This is a genomic window from Acidicapsa ligni (genome assembly GCF_025685655.1).
Lineage (GTDB): Bacteria > Acidobacteriota > Terriglobia > Terriglobales > Acidobacteriaceae > Acidicapsa > Acidicapsa ligni.
This window is the reverse complement of the sequence record NZ_JAGSYG010000003.1, coordinates 793199-814188: the sequence shown is the minus strand read 5'-3', so window position 1 is coordinate 814188 and position 20990 is coordinate 793199. Positions and strand designations below refer to the sequence as shown.

Annotated in this window: 18 protein-coding genes; 2 read left to right on the top strand and 16 right to left on the bottom strand. The window is 56.4% G+C overall.

Annotated elements, in window-relative coordinates:
• Positions 1 to 33: 33 nt before the first annotated feature.
• The 14 genes from OHL19_RS13685 to OHL19_RS13620 form a co-directional block, all read right to left on the bottom strand.
• A complete protein-coding gene (locus OHL19_RS13685; RefSeq protein ID WP_263358260.1) occupies positions 34 to 948 on the bottom strand; it encodes a ferritin-like domain-containing protein in 915 nt (304 codons plus the stop codon).
• 320 nt (positions 949 to 1268) lie between these two features.
• Complete coding sequence (locus OHL19_RS13680) at positions 1269 to 2405, bottom strand: universal stress protein (protein WP_263358259.1); 1137 nt, start codon at positions 2403 to 2405, stop codon at positions 1269 to 1271.
• A 3-nt stretch (positions 2406 to 2408) separates the two neighbouring features.
• Positions 2409 to 3860 carry a sensor histidine kinase gene (locus OHL19_RS13675; protein WP_263358258.1) on the bottom strand — a complete coding sequence of 484 codons (1452 nt, stop codon included), beginning with the start codon at positions 3858 to 3860 and terminating at the stop codon, positions 2409 to 2411.
• A gap of 103 nt (positions 3861 to 3963) precedes the next feature.
• Positions 3964 to 5508, bottom strand: coding sequence for a hypothetical protein (locus OHL19_RS13670; protein ID WP_263358257.1), 1545 nt, complete (start codon positions 5506 to 5508; stop codon positions 3964 to 3966).
• 195 nt (positions 5509 to 5703) lie between these two features.
• Positions 5704 to 6699, bottom strand: a complete 996-nt coding sequence (locus OHL19_RS13665) for a UbiA family prenyltransferase (protein ID WP_263358256.1) — start codon at positions 6697 to 6699, stop codon at positions 5704 to 5706.
• Positions 6700 to 6901: 202 nt separating this feature from the next.
• Positions 6902 to 8659 (bottom strand): chloride channel protein, encoded by a 1758-nt coding sequence (locus OHL19_RS13660; RefSeq protein WP_263358255.1) that lies wholly within the window; start codon positions 8657 to 8659, stop codon positions 6902 to 6904.
• A complete protein-coding gene (locus tag OHL19_RS13655) occupies positions 8659 to 8883 on the bottom strand; it encodes a hypothetical protein (RefSeq protein WP_263358254.1) in 225 nt (74 codons plus the stop codon). Before OHL19_RS13655 ends, OHL19_RS13660 begins: the two co-directional genes overlap by 1 nt.
• Before the next feature lie 107 nt (positions 8884 to 8990).
• The gene (locus tag OHL19_RS13650) at positions 8991 to 9716 is read right to left on the bottom strand and encodes a ZIP family metal transporter (protein ID WP_263358253.1); all 726 of its coding nucleotides are present in this window, start codon (positions 9714 to 9716) and stop codon (positions 8991 to 8993) included.
• Positions 9717 to 9851: 135 nt separating this feature from the next.
• On the bottom strand, positions 9852 to 10352 hold the full coding sequence (locus tag OHL19_RS13645; RefSeq protein WP_263358252.1) for a DUF4149 domain-containing protein: 501 nt from the start codon (positions 10350 to 10352) through the stop codon (positions 9852 to 9854).
• A gap of 57 nt (positions 10353 to 10409) precedes the next feature.
• Entirely contained in the window at positions 10410 to 11705 is a 1296-nt protein-coding gene (locus tag OHL19_RS13640; protein WP_263358251.1) for a carboxypeptidase-like regulatory domain-containing protein, read from the bottom strand.
• A 223-nt stretch (positions 11706 to 11928) separates the two neighbouring features.
• Positions 11929 to 12213 carry a hypothetical protein gene (locus OHL19_RS13635; protein ID WP_263358250.1) on the bottom strand — a complete coding sequence of 95 codons (285 nt, stop codon included), beginning with the start codon at positions 12211 to 12213 and terminating at the stop codon, positions 11929 to 11931.
• A gap of 2 nt (positions 12214 to 12215) precedes the next feature.
• The gene (locus OHL19_RS13630) at positions 12216 to 12728 is read right to left on the bottom strand and encodes a cytochrome c-type biogenesis protein (RefSeq protein WP_263358249.1); all 513 of its coding nucleotides are present in this window, start codon (positions 12726 to 12728) and stop codon (positions 12216 to 12218) included.
• The gene (locus tag OHL19_RS13625; protein WP_263358248.1) at positions 12728 to 14800 is read right to left on the bottom strand and encodes a heme lyase CcmF/NrfE family subunit; all 2073 of its coding nucleotides are present in this window, start codon (positions 14798 to 14800) and stop codon (positions 12728 to 12730) included. The genes OHL19_RS13630 and OHL19_RS13625 overlap by 1 nt, the downstream gene beginning before the upstream one ends.
• Before the next feature lie 467 nt (positions 14801 to 15267).
• Positions 15268 to 16464 carry a hypothetical protein gene (locus OHL19_RS13620; protein WP_263358247.1) on the bottom strand — a complete coding sequence of 399 codons (1197 nt, stop codon included), beginning with the start codon at positions 16462 to 16464 and terminating at the stop codon, positions 15268 to 15270.
• Positions 16465 to 16885: 421 nt separating this feature from the next.
• Between OHL19_RS13620 and OHL19_RS13615 the strand changes: the two genes are divergently transcribed.
• A complete protein-coding gene (locus tag OHL19_RS13615) occupies positions 16886 to 17335 on the top strand; it encodes a ribosomal maturation YjgA family protein (protein WP_263358246.1) in 450 nt (149 codons plus the stop codon).
• Between the two features lie 56 nt (positions 17336 to 17391).
• Here OHL19_RS13615 and OHL19_RS13610 read toward each other — a convergent pair whose 3' ends face one another.
• Entirely contained in the window at positions 17392 to 17772 is a 381-nt protein-coding gene (locus OHL19_RS13610) for a response regulator (RefSeq protein ID WP_263358245.1), read from the bottom strand.
• Positions 17773 to 18106: 334 nt separating this feature from the next.
• Complete coding sequence (uvrB, locus tag OHL19_RS13605) at positions 18107 to 20098, bottom strand: excinuclease ABC subunit UvrB (RefSeq protein ID WP_263358244.1); 1992 nt, start codon at positions 20096 to 20098, stop codon at positions 18107 to 18109.
• Between the two features lie 417 nt (positions 20099 to 20515).
• On the opposite strand from uvrB, the gene OHL19_RS13600 reads away from it, so the two are divergent.
• Positions 20516 to 20989 carry a DUF1569 domain-containing protein gene (locus tag OHL19_RS13600; RefSeq protein WP_263358243.1) on the top strand — a complete coding sequence of 158 codons (474 nt, stop codon included), beginning with the start codon at positions 20516 to 20518 and terminating at the stop codon, positions 20987 to 20989.
• Position 20990: the final 1 nt, after the last annotated feature.

The window sequence follows — 20990 nt, the reverse complement described above, 5'->3', positions numbered from 1 at the left end:
TTTCTCTAATTTGCCCGTTCTTACTGTCCGTCCTTACTGCCCGTCACCACGCGCCGGAGGTTGCGGCGGCAATGCTGTTCCCGAAATCGCAATCTTGTACGATTGCGAACCCGATACAGCATCATGCAGCGAGTAAGCCGTAAGCCCCGACCCTGCCGCCAGGAACGGCGTCAATGCTGCCACTGCAGAAGCGCTTCCATTGAATACAGTCGCGATTCCGTCCGTCTGCTCATAGACATACTGGTTCGGAGGAACCGTATTCGAAAGATCGCGGCCCAGAACGCGATGCTCCGCCTCCACTCCCAGGATGGATGCACATACCTGCGAAAACCACTGCAGTTCGTGCGCCCCATAATAGCCGCCCGTTGCCCGGGGCTGACGTACGCCATTGGCCCGGCTGTCAGTCGCCATCTGCGCAAATTCCAGCGTTGCCGCCAGATATGCTCCGATGAAAGCATCTTCCAATGCATTCAGCATCGATGTAAACGCCCCAAGAGTATCGAATGTGCCGGTCGGAAAATAAAACGTCTGATACGGATCGCTTGAGGGGACATTGCTGTTCAGCAAATTCCTGAACAAAGTAGCGTGCGTTCCTTCCTCGATCAGTGCAGCCTTGAGGTAGCTCACGTTCCCCGCATTGCCGGTCGACGAAATCTTATTCGCCGTTCCTCCCGGTCCTGCCAGGCTTGGATCCTCAATCACCATTCCCCTCAGACCGTTGTAGTAAAAAACAGTGGCCAGATCCTCAGCAATCAAAGCCGCTGTCAAAATCTGCTCAGCCGTGTCCCCTGAAGTATTGTCCAGTTGCGCTGGAGCTACCGCGTTGGCTTTCCCCGGCAACAGAAACGCTGCCGCCGCTGCAACTCCCGCTCCGCCTGCCGTGGTCAGAAACTGCCGACGCTTCAGCAGTTCACGCTGTACATCTTCATCTGTCCTGATCGCTTTCATCACGTTCCTCCAATGGATTTATATGGGGGACTTAACCTTGCGGCTGTGGCTATCCAGAGGGGGAAGATAGTTGAGTCGGTCCATACGAAGCTTCGCTCTTTATCTTGAGAATTGTCGTTCAGTCAGCTTGATTGAATCCCATTCAATGTACGCTATGATGCCGATTTCGGATTGCTCGTGATCGGTATTTGTATAACTATTTTTATTTGAATTTATGTTATGAACTTATAGTTGCTTTGGTTACTTGTCCAACCTTTAGTTACTGAACGAATGTTACTTATCGGGTAGAGAAACGATCAAGTTAGATAGGACAGCTAACTCTACTTATCCCTGCGTTGTATCTTCTGCACTGGAACCACCTGCACCGTAATATCCCGCACCTCGGCAAGAAAGCGATTCAGCACCGATCCGCGCAATAGAATCTCCCATCGCGAGCGCACCGACTGCCCAAACACCACATGCGAAATGCTCTCCTGCTGTGCAAACCGAATCAGCGCATCGGCAACATTCTTGTCCCGCAGCGTGACCACCTGCGCACCAAGATCCCGCGCCATGCGCTGATATTCCTGCAAGCGCTGAAATGCCTCCGGATCATCGTGCCCCTCATACTCATCCGGCCCGCTGACATTCACCGCGAACCAGTTCGTAGCCAGTCGCCCAGCCACACGCGCACCCACGCGCACCAGCTTCTCCGTCCCAGGCCGCGTCGACAGGCACACCATTACCTTCTCCGGTATCGGAGCCTGCTCCAACCCCTGGTTCCGCCTGTACTGTGCCGCCTGCGAACCAACCTGCTCCGCCGTCGTCCGCAGCGCCAGTTCGCGTAGCATATTCAGGTTGCCCTTGCGAAAGAAGTTCGCCAGCGATTGCTCAATCTTCTCCGGGGAATAGATCTTGCCCTGCCGCAACCGCAGCCGCAGCTCATCCACCGTCACGTCGACGTTCACCACTTCGTCCGCGCGCTTCACGATGCTATCGGGCACCGTCTCGCGAATCGTCGTGTTCGCAGAACGAGTAACCGCATCGTTCAGCGTCTCCAGGTGCTGGATATTTACCGCCGTCAACACGTTGATGCCCGCATCCAGCAGGTCTAGAACATCCTCGTACCGCTTTCGATTCTTGCTCCCCGGCACATTCGTGTGGGCCAGCTCATCCACCACAACCGTATGCGGATGCCGCGCCAAAATCGCCTCGACATCCATCTCCTTCAACTCAACGGAGCGATAAGGAATCTGCTTCAGGGGCACAATTTCCAGGTCGCGAATCTGCGCCTCTGTCTCCGCGCGTCCATGCGTCTCCACCAGCCCCACAACCACGTCGGCACCCTGCTCTCGTAACAGGTGCGCATCGTTGAGCATGTGATAGGTCTTGCCCACTCCAGGAGCCGCACCGATGTAGATGCGCAGCTTGGCCGGTTCTGCCGATTCCGTCGAACGGTCGAGCTTCAACTCTGCCATCGTTTAGCCCACCTCAACCGGATGGTGCCCAAGTTCCAGCGCGGCCACCGGCAAGGTGAACCGAAATGTCGCACCATGCCCCAACCGGCTCTCAACTGAAATCTGTCCATCCAGCGACTCCACCAGCCGTCGTACCAGCGCCAGGCCAAGCCCCGTTCCACTATCGGATAACGCACTGAAGCGGTCGAATATGGTGCTCAGCCGCTCCGTCGCAATGCCTTTGCCCGTATCTCGAACCGTGAACTGGATGAACTTCTTCCGTTCCTCAGCCTCCAGCACAACCTCGCCGCCCTCCGGAGTGTAGCGCAGAGCATTGCTCAACAGGTTATACAGAATCGTCCTCACCGCGCGCCGATCCGCCTGGATATGCGAAAGATCCGCAAAAGCCTTGATCTCCAGCCGAATGCCCTTATGGCTCGCCTCATCTGCCACCTGGTTGCGCGCATCGACGAGCAACGCATAAGGCCGCAGCTTCTCCAACTGCGGCTCGCGCTTGCCGGAGTCCAACTCCGCCACCTCGATCAGGTCGGCCATCAGATCATCCAGCTTCTGCGCTTCCTGCCCCGCCGAAGCCACCAGCTCCGTCTGCAACGGCCGCAACTCACCCGCAAACCCCATCCCCAGCGCATACAGCCCGCGCCGCAACTGCAACAGCGGATCGCGCAACTTCTGCGAAGCCACGGCGATAAACTGCGTCTTGAACCGGTCCGTATCCTGCAGCGAAGTCACATCTTCCAGCGTCGTCACCGCCCCCAGCAATCTTCCCTCGGAATCGCGCATCGGCGTCGTCCTCAGCCGGTAACTGCGCTCATGCTCGCCAATCCGCATCGGCAGCAGCGCAGCCTCATCCTCCGTCGCCACCGCCTTCTGCATCGACACAGCATTTCGTATCGCATCCAGAATCCTGTCGCCCCCCGGAGTATTCGCCAGGTTGATCAACGCCATCCTGTCCGTCGCGCCCGCCCCCAGTACCTCGGCAGCCGACTGGTTCAGCTTCAACACATGTCCCTTGCTGTCGGTAACAATGATCGGTTCGAAGATCGACTGCAGCACCGCATCCGACAGTTGAAATTCCATCTGCCGCCGCCCGGCCTCCGTCTCGCGCAGCTCCCGCAGCCGCACCGCCAGCCGGTTCATCTCGTTGGCAATCACCCCAAAACTGTCGCCACCCGTCCCCTGGCGGCCCCACTCCGTCCGATGCGCCAGATCGCCCGAAGCAATTCTTCGAATGTCTTTGGAAAGCCGCTGAATAGGCAGCAGAACCAGCAGCAGCGTCCCCACCGCCACCAGGATCGCGCATCCCGAAAGCGTCCACAGGATCAGCAGGCTCTTCGTCGTATGCCCGGCCGCCGCTCCAATCGGCGCAAGCTCTCGATGCACCCACACTGCCAGCGTCAGCGAAAGCGCCACCAGCAGCGTACATCCCAGCGTGAGGCGCTGCGTCAAGTTCAACATGGGCAGAGAACTCCGAAAGTCTTTAACAGATACTCTGACCATTTTGGAGCAAAGGGCTCAAATCGCCAAGCAGCGCAATCCGGCATCCTGCTTCCGGCATAGTTCAAAGTACGCCAGCGATCGGAGTCGCCGAAGCAGTCAACCGCTGCAACCGGCAAACCGCATAGCCCCGCTGCTGATACGGGCAGTCCAACCCCACCGGGGCCGCACCATGAACCACCGTCCATGAAACCACCGGATACTCCTGCTGCAACCGGCCAAAGTCCGCCGCGGAAAAGTGGTTCAGCCCATAGGTGGCATTGCTCATCTGCTTCCACTCCGTCGCCAGGTCGGGAAACAGCGCAACCACCCCGCCATCCTTGAAGTAGTCTGCCAGTGCCGAACGCTCCGACACCGCGCGGAAGCCATGCACATCCGTGCCTTCGTCCTTGAAGTAGCGCGAATCCACAGCAAACACCGCGTCCGTCGGCGTATTCTGCCGCACCCACAACAACGCGTTCGCCCATCCATTTGAACTGGTATTCGAAGGCAGCTCCACCTGCGGACTGCTCGGATACGTATCCCGCGCCACCACAAACATCAGCGCCGCCAGTCCAATCGAGATACCCGCCACAGCCCACGGACGCCCTTTGCCCAGGTACTCGCCAACCACCCCGCCAAGCAGCAGCACAAAGACAATGGTGATCAGGTGAAATGAGCGCAGCGGTTGCAACCGGGCAAACATATCCAGCTCATGAGAAGAAGAGAAAACCAGCCCAGCCGCAATCGACAGCAGTCCAAAAGGAATCAGCGCAAAGCTCAGCTTCTGAAATCCCACCTTCGTTCCCCGAAGTGGCTCTCCCCGCAGATTTCCCTTCCAGAACCACGCCAGAATAGCCAGCGGAGCCAGCAGCCCTGCCCAGTGATACCAGGACCAGTTACTCAGGAAAAAATAGTCTCTCGAATACAGCGCCTCGCGGTAAGGCCCCGTCGCCGGAGCCAACCGGAAATCGCTCGGCAACACCCCGGCAGACGCCGCCGAAGCCAGCACCGGAACACGCTCCCGCACCGCCGTCTTGCTGCGATCCACCAGCCAGATCACCGCCGTCAAAAACAGCACATAGACCACCATCTGCGGATGAATAGTCGCCGTCAGTACCGCCCCAACAGCCGCGCGAACATACTTGCGCTCCAGAAAACTCGCCAGCACAAACAGCGTCAGCGGCGTCGAAAGCGATCGCGCCGTCAGGTACGGATCGACCAGCAGCAGGGAAGTGTTAGCCGCCGGCATCGAAAGCACCGCCGTCATGATCAGCATCCCGCTCCAACGCGCCCTCTCCGAAGAAAAACAAGCCGCAGCCAGCAGCCAGCATGAGCTCAGCATGGCGAATAGGCAAACCACGTACCAGGCCAGCACCGTCCAGTCCATCGAAAGGTGGGTTAGCCGCGCCGTCCACGCAAGAATGGGGCTAAAAAGCGATAACCGCCCATGCGAAAGGAAAAACTCGGTTCCGAAAGGATAAAGTGTCGGGTCCAGCAGCTTTCGAGCCGCCGGAATATAAATCTCGCCGTCTTCTACTCCCAGGTGGTACCCGTGGATACCAAGAGCCGCTATCGTCAAGGCGCCCAGACGCAGGATGGGCAAGCGCCCGCTTGGGCTAACTTTCATAGACACTCTCTTGAAAAGATTGGGGATAATCGAAGATCGTGAGTCGAGGTTGGGTTCAACATGCACTGGGTCACAGAACTGCCCATCCAATAACTCGTTCAAACAATTTCCGTAACCTCAGTCTATCGTATTCAGAATTCCATTTTTGGAATTTTTCCGGATACAGTTCCGCGCACCGACCCGTATTTCAGACTCTTACGGCAATGACTTTGGAAAAGCATTGCCAATCCACGGCAGGTCCACAAACAACAGCACCACAAAAGCACAAATGCACAGCCCTAGCGCAATCATCAGCTTAGGCTCCCGGTACAGCTTCTCCGGGTTTTGCACCGCGCTTTCGTTATGAAAGGAAAGCCCGAAATACACCGCCATCAGCCACGCCACCAGCGGAAACGCCAGGATCAATTCCATCCGGTATCGCATGATGAACGCGCCAAAGAACAGCATCGAAGTCGCCGCGTAAAACACCACTGAATTCAGCAGCGATTCTTCCCGATAGTAATGAAAAGACTTGCGATAACTGGCAGCCACGGCTCCATCGCCAATCTGCCTGTACTCGCTGAACCGCTTCAGAGCCATGAAATAAGCCCCCAGCATCCAGTAAGAAAGCAGCAGCGAAAGCGGCGGCAGCAACATCGAGGCCACAATGTACCACCCCAGGCAAAATCGCAGTGGATTATTGATCGACTCACTCAGAACGTCGATATAAGGCAGGTCTTTACTGCGCACCGGCGGAATGTTATATACACATCCCATCACCCACAGCGCGGCGGCACTATACAAAAATCCGAGGGAAATCGTACTCGCCAGCGCCAGCCCAACCAGCATCATCCCAATCCACTGCGCATAACCCCAGCCGATATGCACCAGCCCACAGGCCGCCGGACGATATTTCTTGGTCGGATGCAGCCGGTCGCACGGCGCGTCCAAAATCTCGTTGATGACATAGTTGCTGCACGCAATCAGCGTAGCCGCCACCAGCCCGAGAACAATCTTTCCGGTCAGCGCCAGGCTCAGCCGCTCACCAGTCAACGCCATTGCCAGCACGATTCCCGGAAGAATGAAAATTTGCTTTACGCTATGATCCAGCCGCGCTATCCGAATATGCGCAACAATTCGATCACGAACGGAAATTTCCGAAGCAGGTAAACCTTCGATCTCTGCTTGGGCGATCAACGTCTCAACAGGCATTCAACCCCTACTGGCACACCTTGAAATTATGGGAATGACTCCCAATTTTAGTGGACGCGGCAACGATCAAAGAGTAAGAGTTCAATAAATTTGAGACTGGCATCGCAATGATCCATTTCTTTAGTAACTATCAGAGCTGCTCGCACTACCCACTTGATAGACGAATAAGGTCTGCTTTTAGATTAGCCCCAAATCCCGCTCGTTACGACTTCTTCTCATAATGCGTGTGCGCCCCGCGAAAACATCCCAGCACCTCCGCCTCGGTCAACACGCCCACCGCCTCCGTCGCCCGTGCCCGATTGCGTACCAGCAACGCCGGCCACCGGCCAAAGTGATGTAGCGTAACCTCCAGAGACATATCGGGATAGATCACCGGCAGCCGCTCCTCAGTACGAGCCGCCACCACGCTGCCCACATCCGTTTCGGGTGCAAACGATGACCCAATCTCCCCTAACTCCTTCGGTGTCAACGCATAACCGCTTCCATTCTCAAACTGGACGATCACCGCCACCTCATGCTCCGCTTTCACCATCGCCGCACCGATCGGTAATCTGGCGGGCAAAATCGGCACCATTGGCTTCCCCAGCGCATCCTCCACGCGCAGCCGTTCCTCCTCGCGCATCTCTTCCATCGAGGGCAGATCCAGCCCCTCCTGCTTGGTGAACACCTCAAAGATCGGCACCGGATCGAGCTTGCGAGCAATTAGGTAGGCCACCGTATTCGCCAGAATCACCGGCGCCACAATGGAGTAGTTCCCGCTCACCTCCAGCACCATAAACACGCTCGTCAGCGGAGCCCGCAAGAACGCCGCAAACAGCACACCCATCCCCGCCATCGTGTAGGACGCAATCGGCCCCGTCAGGTGCGGCAGCCACATCTGTTGCAGAGTTCCGATGCCCGTCCCCAGCATGGCTCCGATAAACAAAGTCGGAGCAAACATGCCGCCTGGTGTTCCGGATGAAAAGCCTAGAGTTGTCGCCAGCATCTTCAAAATCGCCAGCGCAAACAACAGCTTCCAGGCCATCCCTCCGCCAGCCGCCTGGTTGATCGTCTCGTACCCCACGCCCAGCACCTGGGGAAAACCGAGATATCCGATCAGCCCAATCGCCAGGCCCGCCAACGGAGGCTGAATCAGCCGCGTCCAATGCGGCAGAGCCGCCAGCCTCGGCCGCAACTGCCGCAACGCACTCGCAAACAGCCACGATGCCAGCCCGCCCGCCACGCCGAGAATCGCGTAAGCGCCCAACTCGCGCGGATCGCGCAACTCCAGTTCCGGAATCCGAAATAGCGGCGCATCGCCAAAATACCACCGCGAAACCGCATCCCCCGAGATCGCCGCCAGCACAATCGACCCCAGTACCGACGCATTCCAGTTCCCGACAACCTCTTCAATCACAAACAGCAGCGCCGTGATCGGAGCGTTGAACGCCGCCGCCAGTCCCGCAGCCGCACCCACCGGCGCAAACAGTCGCAGATTTTCCGCCGTCAGCCGAAACCGCCTGCTCACTGTCGAAGCGATCGCCGCCCCAATCTGCAGCGAAGGATCCTCCGGCCCCAGCGCAAATCCGCCGCCCAGCGCCAGCGCCGTGCAGATCAGCTTGCCAAACATCGTCCGCAGCGAAATATATCCATCGTGGATGTACATCGCCGCCTTCGTCTGGTTCAGCCCCGACCCACGCGCCCCCGGAAACACAAACCGCACCAGCAGCGCAATCACCAACCCGGCTCCCGTAGGAACCGCCAGCAGCCGCCAGTCGCCCCCGTGCAAATCCTTGCCCAGCAACGTCAGCCGCAGCCACTCAATCGAGATCCGAAAACACACCACCAGAAGCCCGGTAAGAATCCCGATAAAGATCGGCAGCACCAGAAACAGACGCCGCTCCCGGCTTGCCGGATATTTAGCTAATTGATCGGATTGATTTTTAATATCGGACTTGCCAAACATCGACTGATCGGCCATCAGCGTCGCCTCACCACCGGCAATGTAATCACCGGAGTATTATCTGTAGGCAGCCCAATCGATGCCCGGTAACGGGAGTAAGCACCGTAATAAAGCCCGGTTACGCCAAACAGCACCAGCGTAATCGCGCAAAGAATGCCGAACGCAATAGCGTCCCGTATAGCTTGTTTGCGGAAGGGGTGTTGCTCAGAAAGCTCTGCAGGAAGATTCGCGTCCAGATCCATCTCTCCAAATCCATCCCTGCAAGTGTAACTCCACCCACAAATCCAGAGAGCTGCAGCAGGGAAGAATCACGACTCCCCCGCAACAGCAGAAATCCCCGGCAGAAAAATTAAACCGCAGGCATAATCATTCGCAACAACAGAAACCCAGCCACCCCGGCAAAGAACACCAGCGCCATCTTGATCCCCGGCTCCCGATTCACCTCCGGCACCAGGTCCGTAGCCGCCACATACAGCGCCACTCCCGCCGAAACCGGTAGCCCATACCGCACCAGTTGCGGAACCATCCCGATCACCAGGACTCCCAGCAAAGTAGCCCCAGCCAGCGCCACAGCCGAGAAAAACGCCGCCGTCCGGCTCTTCCCACTGGCCAGCATCACGCTCGCCATGGTGAACCCCTCCGGAGCCTTGTGCAGCAGAATGGCCAGAAAGATCAGCATCCCCAGCGCGCCGGACAAAGCAAACCCCGAGCCGATCGCCACTCCATCAAACAGCGCATGAACCGCCAGCCCTCCCAGCACCGAATAGCTGGTCTTCGCCGACACAAATTCGCCGTGATGCGTCTCTTCTCCAAAATGAAAATGCGCCACAATCGTGTGTTCCAGAAAATGCAGCGCACAATACCCCGCCATCACCAATACCGGAGCCAGCTTCATATCCAGTTTGAGACTCTCTGGCAGCATCTCCAGGACAGCAGTAGCCATCAAAAAACCCGCACCAAGAGCCACAAAATAACGCAAATAGCGCTGCACACCCCTGGCCCTGACCAGCACCAGGCCGCCGACCACATCCGCCAGCGCAGCAATCGTCCCCAACAGCAAAGAAAGTTTAAGCATCTGTCAGAATACTACGCGTGCTCGGACCACAATATCTTGCGGTCAGATTGGATTGGAGGAAGCAGGGCCCTCAGCCCCGCAGATCAAACAGCCTGTCAGCAGAAAAACCTGGCAGGAACATTCTCTAATCTAAGATCACACCCGCGCAGCCGCAGCCGTCTCCGCATTCGCAATCAGCGCCACCACGACAATCCCCAGCAGCAACACGCCAACTTCCACATGCTCGCTCCGGCGATGCAGCAACTCAAAGTGCACTCGCGCCGGATTATCGTGAGCCGCGGCATCGACCACCCCGCCCGCCGCCGCTCGATCCCGATCCATCGCCGGAAGAATTCCAAACTGCGAATAAGCCGTAAGCCCCATCATCACCAGCACCAGCCCTATAGAAGCCAGCTCCGTCCGTGGCTTGAACACACCCCACGCCGGAGCCAGCGCCAGCAACGCCACCAGCACGATCCCGGACACCAGCCCCATCACATGCATGATCCGCAATAAAGCCCCGACGATCAACCCGGCCTCATGCGTATCGGGAGCCAGGTTCATGAACGTAATCGCCGCCACCACCGGGAAGAAAATCTCCGCTCCCAGCCAGACAATCAACGAAAGCATCAACAAAGTCCGAATCAGCGTCTTCATCAGTTCAGCCCCTAACCAATACCCCACAAAGGGTGGGAGTAACAACTCCTCAAACCCCTAACTCCGACCCAAAGCCCGCCGTAAAACCGTCTCCAGCGCCGCCTTCAAATCCACATACTCTTCCGGAGAAAGTTTGCCCGCAATTTTCTCACTCTCAATCGCGAACAGCTCCTCCTTAAGCGCCTCCAGCAACAACTGACGCTTGCTCTCCACAGGTACAGCGAAAGCAGCAATCTGTGGCTCCGGCGCAGCAGGCGGAGCAACAGCAACTTCCCCCGCCGGCTTCTTCAGCAGAAACGCCGCCGCAGCAGCTAACACCAGTGCCAGCGCACCCAGAATCCAATACTTGTACTTGCTCAACGGGTCAGGAGTATCGATAGGATTCCCCAAACCACCGCCCGGCGCCCCATTCGGACCACCTTGCGGCGCAGCATCCCCGCCCACCTGCGGCCCCTGCGGACCACCGGCCATCCCCGCACCGCCACCTTGTGCCTCACGCGGCCAGGTTCCAGTGCCGGAAATCGCAAACTCCAGCGGCTCGCCCGGCTTCACGCCCCGCACCAGGAACGTCTGTCCATCCGTCCCATCCGGAGGAACCGTCTGATAGCTGGTCCCCGCTCCCGGCTCGAACTTCATGCCCTTCGGCACCATCACCGCCAGGTTGTCCGTATCCTGCATCACCTTCGGCGTGAACTTGTAGCTGCCCGAGTAAGGCACGTGATAGCTCAACTGAAAGCGCGTCCCCTGGTCTCCCTCATTCGGGCGAATCGGGAACGAAAATGCATAATGCCCCTTCGGCGTAACCGGGTCCGGAGTAGCCGCCAGCGGCATCCCGCTCGGCCCCACCGTCGCCGCACCATCCAGCACCGCATCTGCAGGCATCACTACTTCGTACGTATGCTCACTCGACTCCGTGCGAGGCGGAGAAGAGACGTTCTTAACGAAGTAGTTCTCCGTCACCTTCAATTGCCCGCTATCGGCCTCGACACGCAGCACATCCGCCTCAGTCGAAACCCCCTCGACCTTCGTCGCCACGTCATAAACCGTAATCTCTACCGAAGTAACATTAGGCGGCACGTTCTTGAAGTAAGCGCCCTTCTGGTGCTCCACCTTGATCAAATAAGGCGCAGCCGTAGGCCGGTTCAGCGTGAAATGCCCGCGAGCATCCGTCTTCGCCGTCCCCACCTCATCCAGCCCCGCCGAAAGGCTCAGCAGCGTAACCTTATCGCCCACCGAAGGCTTGCCATTGGTCTTGTTCGTAACCGTGCCATCAATCGAATCGGCCATCGCAAACGTGCCCGCAGCCAACACCAGCAGAGCCACCGCCCGCAAAGAAAAAGAAGTAAATCGCATCAATGTATCAATCCTCGCAACAATCTTTTCTCCAGCTTCAACCACCAGGCAGGCATAACAACTCCGTACGTGCCTTCTGTCTGTTCCGTACTTGCTATGGAACCTGTTCTGTACTTGCTTTTCAGCCTTTTGTTTGTTCTGTTCTGCACTTGCTTTTCTGTCTGTCATTCCCGAAGGGAATCTGCTTCACCCAGGCCTTTACATCTAGGAACAGAAAGAAAAACTAAACCCGAACCCGCCCCAGCAAATCCATCTCCGCCAGAACCGTAGCAGCTTCTTTCTCCAAGATCGCCCGCTGCGCCGCATAATCTTCCTGCGGATATTTCCCCGCCTGAAACTCAAAATTCAAATCCCGCAGATTGGCGTAGATCTGATCCTTCAACTCTTCCAGAAAATCCAGCCGAGTCTTCTCCCGTTGCACCGCAGCCGACTTCTCCGGCCACAAAATGTACAGAAACAGCGCCAGAAAAAGCACAATCCCGAGAATTACACCCGCGTCGCTAGACATATTTAAACTCCCCCATCCGTTCCGGTCTCCCGGCGAATTCGTTCCCGCATCTCATCCTCGGCCCTCGCCTGCGCCGGGCTCAGCGAAGCATGGTCAGCCAGCTTAGGCTGCTGTGCCGCCCAATGCCGCACTAGGAAGATCGTTCCCAGCAACGCCACCAGCGCCACCGCAAACGGCATGATCCACGCCAGCAAATCAAATCCATGCGTCGTCGGCGCCGCCAGCACCACCGTTCCATACCGCCCGACAAAGCCCTGCAGGATAGCCTCGTCGCTCTGCCCGCTATTGATTCCGCTGCGCAGATCGTCCATCTCCTGCCCACGCGAAGGACAGCCCTCATGGTCGCAGAGCAGCAACGACTGTGCGCACCCGCAGGTACACATCAGCTTGTTACCCAGCTTGTTGAAGTGTTCCGTCGGGTCCGTAGCCCCCAGCGAAAAACAAACCACCGAAGCCACCAGCACCCCAAGCAGCAATCGCGAAGAGATCATTTTGTACAGCCGCCCAGCGAGCATCAATTGCCGCCTCCCGTCGCCCTGACCGCCGCAGCTCCCGGCAAAGGTCCTGTCGAAGAAGGCACCGCCACCACCGCCCGCACCGGACTGAGACTCGGCACCAGCGCCACCAGCGTGCCAAACACCACAACCACCAGCCCAATCCAGATCCAGGTCACCAGCGGATTCAAAAACGCCTTGATGATCGGCAGCCCTGTGTCAGGATTCTTGCCCTCATACACCACGTACAGATCCCACCGCAGCGTCGAGTGATTTGCCACCATCGTCTGCGGCTGCCCATTCACCAGGTAAACCCGCTTCTCCGGAGACATCGGCTGGTCCAGAATCTTCTTCCCATTCTCAAACACATCTAGTTGAGAAAACTCCGTATCGTAATTCGCGTTCGACTCTTCCGTATTGCCCAGGTTCACCAGCGTATACGGGCCAATCTCCATCTTGCTGCCCACCGCCATTTCCTTCTCCGCACTGCGATTGAAGGCATATCCCGCGAACCCGATAAAGATCACCACCAGCCCCAGGTGAACAATGTACCCGCCATATCTCCGCGTACTCCTGCGCACCAGCAGCACCGTCGAAGCCGCGAAATTCTTACCCGTCTGCCGATGCAACACACCCGCCCCGCGCAAAAACTCCGAGCAGATCGCCGTAGCCACCGCCACGCCCAGCGCAAAGGTCATCGTCGAATAAAAAATACCCTCATCCGCCCACGGCTTCAGCCCGGCAGCGATGCACACCACCACCGTTGCCAGGAACGCAATCCCCGGCAGCACAAAGTTCTTCCGCAGGCTCTTGAACGAAGAAGCTCTCCACGCCAGCAGCGGCCCAACCCCGGTCAGGAACAGCAGAAACACCCCAATCGGAATCGCCACATGCGAGTAGTAAGCCCCCGCAACCGTCTTCTTCGTCCCTTCAAAATACTCCGAAAGCACCGGGAACAGCGTCCCCCAAAGAATCGTGAAGCAGGCCGCCAGCAGCACAAGATTGTTGAAGAGAAAACTCGACTCGCGGCTGACCAGTGATTCCATCTGGTGCTCGCTCTTCAAATGATCCCGCTGCAGAATGTATGTGAACAAGCAAACTGCCAGCACAATCACCATGAACCCGACAAACCAGTCGCCAATTGAAGACTGTGCAAACGCATGCACCGAACTCACCAGCCCCGCGCGCGTAAGCAGCGTCCCCAGCAGCGTCAGCAGAAACGTCGCGAAGATGAGCCAGACATTCCAGCTCTTCATCATTCCGCGCTTCTCCTGCATCATCACCGAATGCAGAAACGCCGTACCCGTTAACCACGGCATCAGCGAAGCATTCTCCACCGGATCCCAACCCCAGTACCCGCCCCAGCCCAGCACCGCATACGCCCAGTGCATTCCAAGGAAAATCCCGATCGTCAGAAACATCCACGTAGCCATCGTCCAGCGCCGCGTAATGTGAATCCACTTCTCACCCGGATACCGCATCATCAGCGCGCCCAGCGCAAACGCAAACGGCACCGAAAATCCCACATACCCCAGGTACAGCATCGGCGGATGAATCACCATCTCCGGATACTGCAATAGAGGATTCAACCCATTTCCATCCGGAGGCGCAATCCCCCCACGCACCCCGGAAAATGGCGGCGCAGCAAAGTTCAGCAGCAGAAGAAAGAAGACCTGCACCCCGGCCAGAATCGTCCCCGCATAAGCATGCAGCTTCACATCCGAGTGATGCCGCACCCGCAGCACAAACCCATAGATCGCCAGCAGCGAAGCCCAGAGCAGGAGCGAACCCTCCTGCCCACTCCACAACGCAGCAAACTTGTAAGCCGCAGGCAAAGCACGGTTCGAGTGCTCGACAATGTACTCAATCGTAAAGTCGTTGTGAAACACCGACCAAACGAGCGCAAACGCCGCCGCCATTATCGCAAAAAAACCAGCAATACCAGCCCGCCGAGCCGTCTCCGCCAGTCGCTCCGGCGCAATTCGTGCCCGCCCGCCAACCGCCAGCAACCGCAGCGCAACCCCACCAGCCACCAGGTTATAAGCAGCCAGCACCAACGCAATTAGAAGAGCAAACGCCCCAAATGCCGCCATAAGAAATCCATAACCCCACGCAATCTACTACGATTGTCGCACCAGCACCAGCACCAGACAAAACCCAACAAAAAGTAAACAGTGGCCCAACTTGCATACAGCATAGAAGTTCAGAACTTTGCTCCTGTCCCAAGCTCCTGCCGTCGCCCTTGCTTTTGCCCTTGCATTTGCATTTGCCGTTGCAGTTCTGTCTGTCATTCCCGAAGGGAATCTGCTTCTCCCACTCCCAACAGAAGCACAATTCCCCAAATCCGACCCACCACAAAAAAGTAGCTCAACCCTGATACTAAGCAAAGAAAAGCCCCTTGCATTCCACCCAAAGATGGACAGGAGCATACCGAGTACGTGGTTGACAGATCAGATCAGCGTTTTAGGACAACGTCGTTTTCAGGAATAACAAATAAGGAAGCATCAACTTCCGAGAAACTTCAAGCAGGCATATAGTCCAATTGCAAATCTGAAAACGCTCAGTCCAATTGTCTCGGGAACCATCCACTCTCATGCTTGTATGGGCCAACAGTCGTATGTGGACCGAGAGACTCAGGAATTTGGAGGGCCTGGCTTTGGTTCTTTCTCTGATCTTCGACTTCGACTGCAAACGTGGGCATCACAGTCGCAGACTCAGTCGCCGTCAGGTAAGACTTGCTGGCGAGAGTTGCCGCGAGTTTTTGGAATGGTTCCTCATGGAGGGTGATCATGACTGACAAGGAAGCGAGAAAGCTCGCCCGACCGGTATAGCGAAGCGTGTCGTGCTGATAGGTGCCAGGGCCGGGATCACCGGGTAAGAGGCTGGCCTCTTGTCGCGCCAACAAGACCTTCTGCACGCTCGTAAAACCTGGCAGAGTGGAGCAAGAACTGTTGCTGAGTGCACGGCGCCCAGTGATGGCGGGCTCTCCGGGAATGAGGATTCCTTCTGCCGGTCCTTGGCTGTTCCAGTGCTGTTCGACAACATAGGTATAGGGCTGGGGCCAGCCCGGGGCTGCTACAAGCCCAAAGGAATCTCCGCACGTTCCGCTGGAAAACGGTCCATTGTCTTTCTGGTCATCATCGGTCACGCTGATCTTCAGGATGACGGTAGCCTCGTTGAGAAGAGTGGCAGTGAAGCCCGGCGGAGGGTGCAGTGCGAGGATGGCAGCGGCCATGTGGATCATCTGCAGGTGGGCGATGCGGTGCCAATCATAAGGTTGGTCCGATTTATCCCGGGTCTCATAGATATCGGCTGCACATTGCGAGCGCTCAGGCTCTGGCATAGTTGCGAGGAGCGTGAGGGCCTGGGCTGGAAAGTCCGGTACGACCGCGACAACAGCTTCGCAGGAAACCTCTCCATGGAGTTGGATTATCGAGTCAAGAACAGCCTGCATAGAATCCAGATATTGTTTCTGTTCAGGAGTTCTGGGTATGTAGTTGCCACGCGCGTCATACTCATGGCGTGGGACAGACTCATAGTTTTCCGCGAGGGCCGCCAAGACAGGCAGCTCATCCTTATCACCGGACTTTGCGGCAAAGGTTGCGCCCCAGGCGACCATACGTGGATCCCCGTCACGCAGCCAGAGGTTGATCTCATGATTTGTCGCTTGGCTTGGAACGATCTGGGAATGAGCAACAACGGACACCACCGAGAAGATTGTCAGACCGTAGATGTAGGCGTTCCCGTTGATTCTCATGTCCACTTTTCCTGCAGAAGAACCTAATGCTGAGAGGTTCTGAAACAAAGACGTATGAAGAGTCAGATAAGTAACAAGAAACACGCCTCTCGTCTGCAATCCACATGCCCTTGTCTTTCTGTCTACAATCCCCGTAGAGAATCTGCCGTTAGCCGTTGCCTTTCTAGCTGTCATTCCCGAAGGGAATCTGCTGTTAGCCTTTGTCGTTGCCCTTGCAGTTCTGTTTGTCATTCCGAAGGGAATCTCCTTCCCCTACTCCGAACAAAAAAAACAATTATCCCAACCTGACCCACCACACCAAATTCCATATCGCGAGAAGCTCCCCAACAAGCCCGCATCTAAAAACACCACCAGGAAACCGCTATGATCGTTCAATCGAAACAAAATATAGAAAGGTAACCTGCACTGTCGCAAACAACATATGCCTACGAATAGAGACGGCCGCACCCATAGAAGCATCTACCTCATCCTGGCCGTCCTCACCATCCTGGTCGGCCTGTTTCTGCGCCTCGTCCCACTCGGCTTCCCGTTTTTAATCGTCAGATACGGAGGCTCCGTCCTCTGGGCCACCATGCTCTACCTGCTCTTCGCCACCATCCAGCCAAAGCGAACGCCGTTGACCCTCGCGATCCTCGCCTCGATCCTCGCCGCCCTCGTCGAACTCTCGCGCCTCTATCACTCTCCCGGCCTTGACGCCTTTCGCCTCACCCTCGCCGGAGCACTGCTCCTCGGCCGCGTCTTCACCCCCTGGCATTTCCTCGCCTACTGGGCAGCAATCGCCATAACCGCCATCGTGGATCAAGCAGCCCGGCTCACCGCCCGAGCAGCAAACTCACGATTGTCGAGAGGTAGATCGAAAAGAAGAAAATAAAAAACGAGCAATCAATCTGCTCGTCGTCACAATCTATCGAATTTGCAGAAACATATTTAAGCGGACTGCTTCTCCACCCGCTGCAATATCTGGTTTACCACCGGCCAAAGCTCATCCGGCGAATTTGCCTGTGAATGCGTTACACCGGAAATTCCCTCATACTGCGATTCCACATTTCCCACCGAACTCAACACCAGCACCGCAACCCTCGGCATCCGCATCCGCAACTCTGCCACAAACTCAGGCCCCGAAATCCCAGCCGTCGTATGCCCGGTAATAATCAGCGAAAGTTTCTGCGTTTGCGAGGGCACTTCGATATAACAGAGCGCCTCAGCCGCATCCGAAGTCCGCGCCACACCTGCGCCACCACGCTCCAGAATTGATTTCCGCAGAGACGCACGAAGCGGATTGTCATCTACAAGTAAAATTGTCCCCATATGTCCCGATAACCGGATGAAACGTAATAATCGAATTCCTCTGGTGTTTACCATTAAATAAATTAGATGTCCCGATCCGATAAGCAGTTGCTTCAGTAATCACAACCGTAATAGACCGCAAAGAAGCTTTATACCAACCTTAAGATGCCCTTCTCGTTCGCAAAGATGCCCGTATTCCAACAATTTAGGGAAATTGTTCTCCCTTTCACCTGGAGCAGCGACACAATTCCCAAAACAAAAGAAAATTCGGGCGTCCCATCCTTTCACGCTTTTTGCGAAGGATGGGAGTAACCACTCCCATTCCAGAACTCGCCTCACCCCCAGCCCGAAAACACTACCCGAAAAGAAACTCCTTGGCCCGCAAATCCTTGATCGTATCCCGCAGCCGAGCCGCCTTCTCAAACTCGAACTTCTTCGCGGCCTCCCGCATCTCCACTTCCATCTTCGCCAGGTGTTTGTCCAACTCAACCTGAGAAGCAAACTCCGGCATCCCTTCCGCCGCCTCTTCCAGCGGATCGCCATACTCCGCCTTCAAAATCGACGCCAGCGAATTGTCCATCTTGCTCAACACCGACGTTGGCACAATCCCATGCTCCTCGTTATAAGCTCGCTGAATCTCCCGTCTTCGATCCGTCTCATCAATCGCCCGCCGCATCGAATCCGTCATCTTGTCCGCGTACAGAATCGCTCGCCCCTCGACATTTCTCGCCGCACGTCCAATCGTCTGAATCAGCGCTCCGGTCGAGCGCAAAAAACCTTCCTTATCCGCATCCAGAATCGCCACCAGCGAAACCTCCGGCAGATCCAATCCCTCGCGCAACAGATTGATCCCCACCAGCACGTCGTATTCGCCTTTGCGCAGCCCCGCCAAAATCTTGATCCGCTCCAGCGTCTCAATCTCCGAATGCATATACCGGCAGCGCACCCCAACCTCTGTGTAATACCCCGCCAGGTCCTCAGACATCCGCTTGGTCAGCGTCGTCACCAGCACCCGCTCATTGCGCTTTGCCCGGTCGCGAATCTCGCCCAACAGATCGTCAATCTGCCCCTTCACCGGCCTGATCTCAATCTCCGGATCAACCAACCCCGTAGGCCGAATCACCTGTTCCACCACCACGCCCGCAGCCTTCGTCAACTCAAACGGGCCCGGCGTCGCCGAAACATAAATCGTCTGGTGAATCCGGTTCTCAAACTCATCGAACTTCAGCGGCCTGTTATCCATCGCCGACGGCAATCGAAACCCATAATCCACCAGGTTCGCCTTCCGGCTTCGATCCCCATGCCACATCCCATGCACCTGCGGAATCGTCACATGCGACTCATCCACAAACAGCAGAAAGTCCCTCGGAAAATAATCCAGCAGCGTCGGCGGAGCCTCACCCGGCAGCCGCCCGCTAAAGTGCCGCGAATAATTCTCAATCCCATGGCAGTAACCCATGCTCTTGATCATCTCCAGGTCAAACCGCACCCGCTGATGAATCCGCTGCGCCTCCACCATGCGCCCCTGCTTCTCCAACTCCGCTTCCCAATCCGTCAGCTCCGCCACGATCGTTTCAATCGCCTGCGCCTTGCGCTCCGGCTGCACAACATAGTGGCTCTTGGGATAAATCGGTAGCCGCGCATACTTCTGTTTCACTGTGCCAAACAGCGGATCTATCTGCGATAGCGATTCAATCTCATCGCCGAATAACTCAATCCGAAAAGCATTCTCATCATAAGTAGGGAAGACCTCGATAACATCGCCCCGCACCCGGAAAGTGCCTCTGCGAAAGTCCGCATCGTTCCGTTCGTAAAGTATCTCCACCAGCCGCCGTACAATATCGTTGCGATGAATCCGCTGCCCCTTCTCCAGCAGCAGCAACATGCCGTAATAAGCCTCAGGAGAGCCCAAACCATAGATACAGCTAACCGAACTGACAATAACGCAATCTCGCCGTTCAAATAGCGACCGCGTAGCTGAAAGCCGTAACTTGTCTAACTCCTCATTGATCGTAGCTTCCTTCTCGATATATAAGTCCCCCGCAGGGATGTAAGCTTCCGGCTGATAGTAATCGTAATAACTGACAAAATACTCAACCGCATTGCCCGGAAAGAACTGCTTGAACTCGTTATATAACTGCGCCGCCAGCGTCTTGTTATGCGCCAATATCAGCGCCGGACGGTTCAACTCCTCAATGACCTTGGCCATCGTAAAAGTCTTGCCTGAACCAGTCACACCCAGCAGCACCTGGTGCTTCTCCCCAGCCGCCAAACCCTGCACTAGTTCATCGATAGCCCGAGGTTGATCTCCCTTAGGCTGATAAGGCGTAACCAACTGAAAGTCCATAAAATTAAGTATACAAGCAAGGCGAAAATAAGGCGAAATAAAGCCTCTGCAGGATTGGCCACAATCGACTTCTGATCATGGTCATTGCCATTCCCCAGCAAAACTTGATCAATGCGGCAGCCACACCGTGCAGAGAATTATCCCCCAACCGCGCATAATCAATGAAAGCCCCGTCAGAACCAATCAAAAGCCGAAATACCAGGCAGACACGTCTGTCTGACATGCCCATCGCACCCAGAAAAAGGATGCCTGAGTTATCAGGGCAACAGGTATAGCAAGGGGCATCCTTAGGGACACCGGCAAACAGCTACATAGCCCCCCTGGGGTAGGTCAAATTCTTTAAGGTAAGCCCCAAAGCCATCGCGTCACTCAGGATGGCATGATTTTCGCGAATAGAAATCAGCTTCCCCGCAGACCATGCCGATCAGTAAACTGTGGCGCATGAAAAGCCTCTATGATTCCTCGGCAGCAGAAGAAATCAAGCATCGCCTCGCAGCCATAACTCCAACTAGCGAACGTCTCTGGGGCAAAATGAACGCAGCCCAGATGCTCGCACATTGCTGCTTAAATTTGGAAACCGCCTGCGGCGATAACGTCCAGCCAAGAAGTTTCATCGGCAAACTCATCGGCCCACTCTTCAAGTCCGAATTCTCAAGAGACAAGCTGTGGCGAAAGAATTCTCCAACCGTCCCGGCCTACATCATCAGCGAGGAACGCGATCTCAATGCAGAACGCGAACGCCTCCTCCTCCTGATAGACCGCTTTCAAAAAGGAGGCCCCGTAGCCTGCACACAAGCGCCCCACGCTTTCTTTGGCAAGCTCTCAGTCGAAGAGTGGGGCAAAGGCATGTATAAACACCTCGACCACCACCTGCGGCAGTTTAACCTCTAAC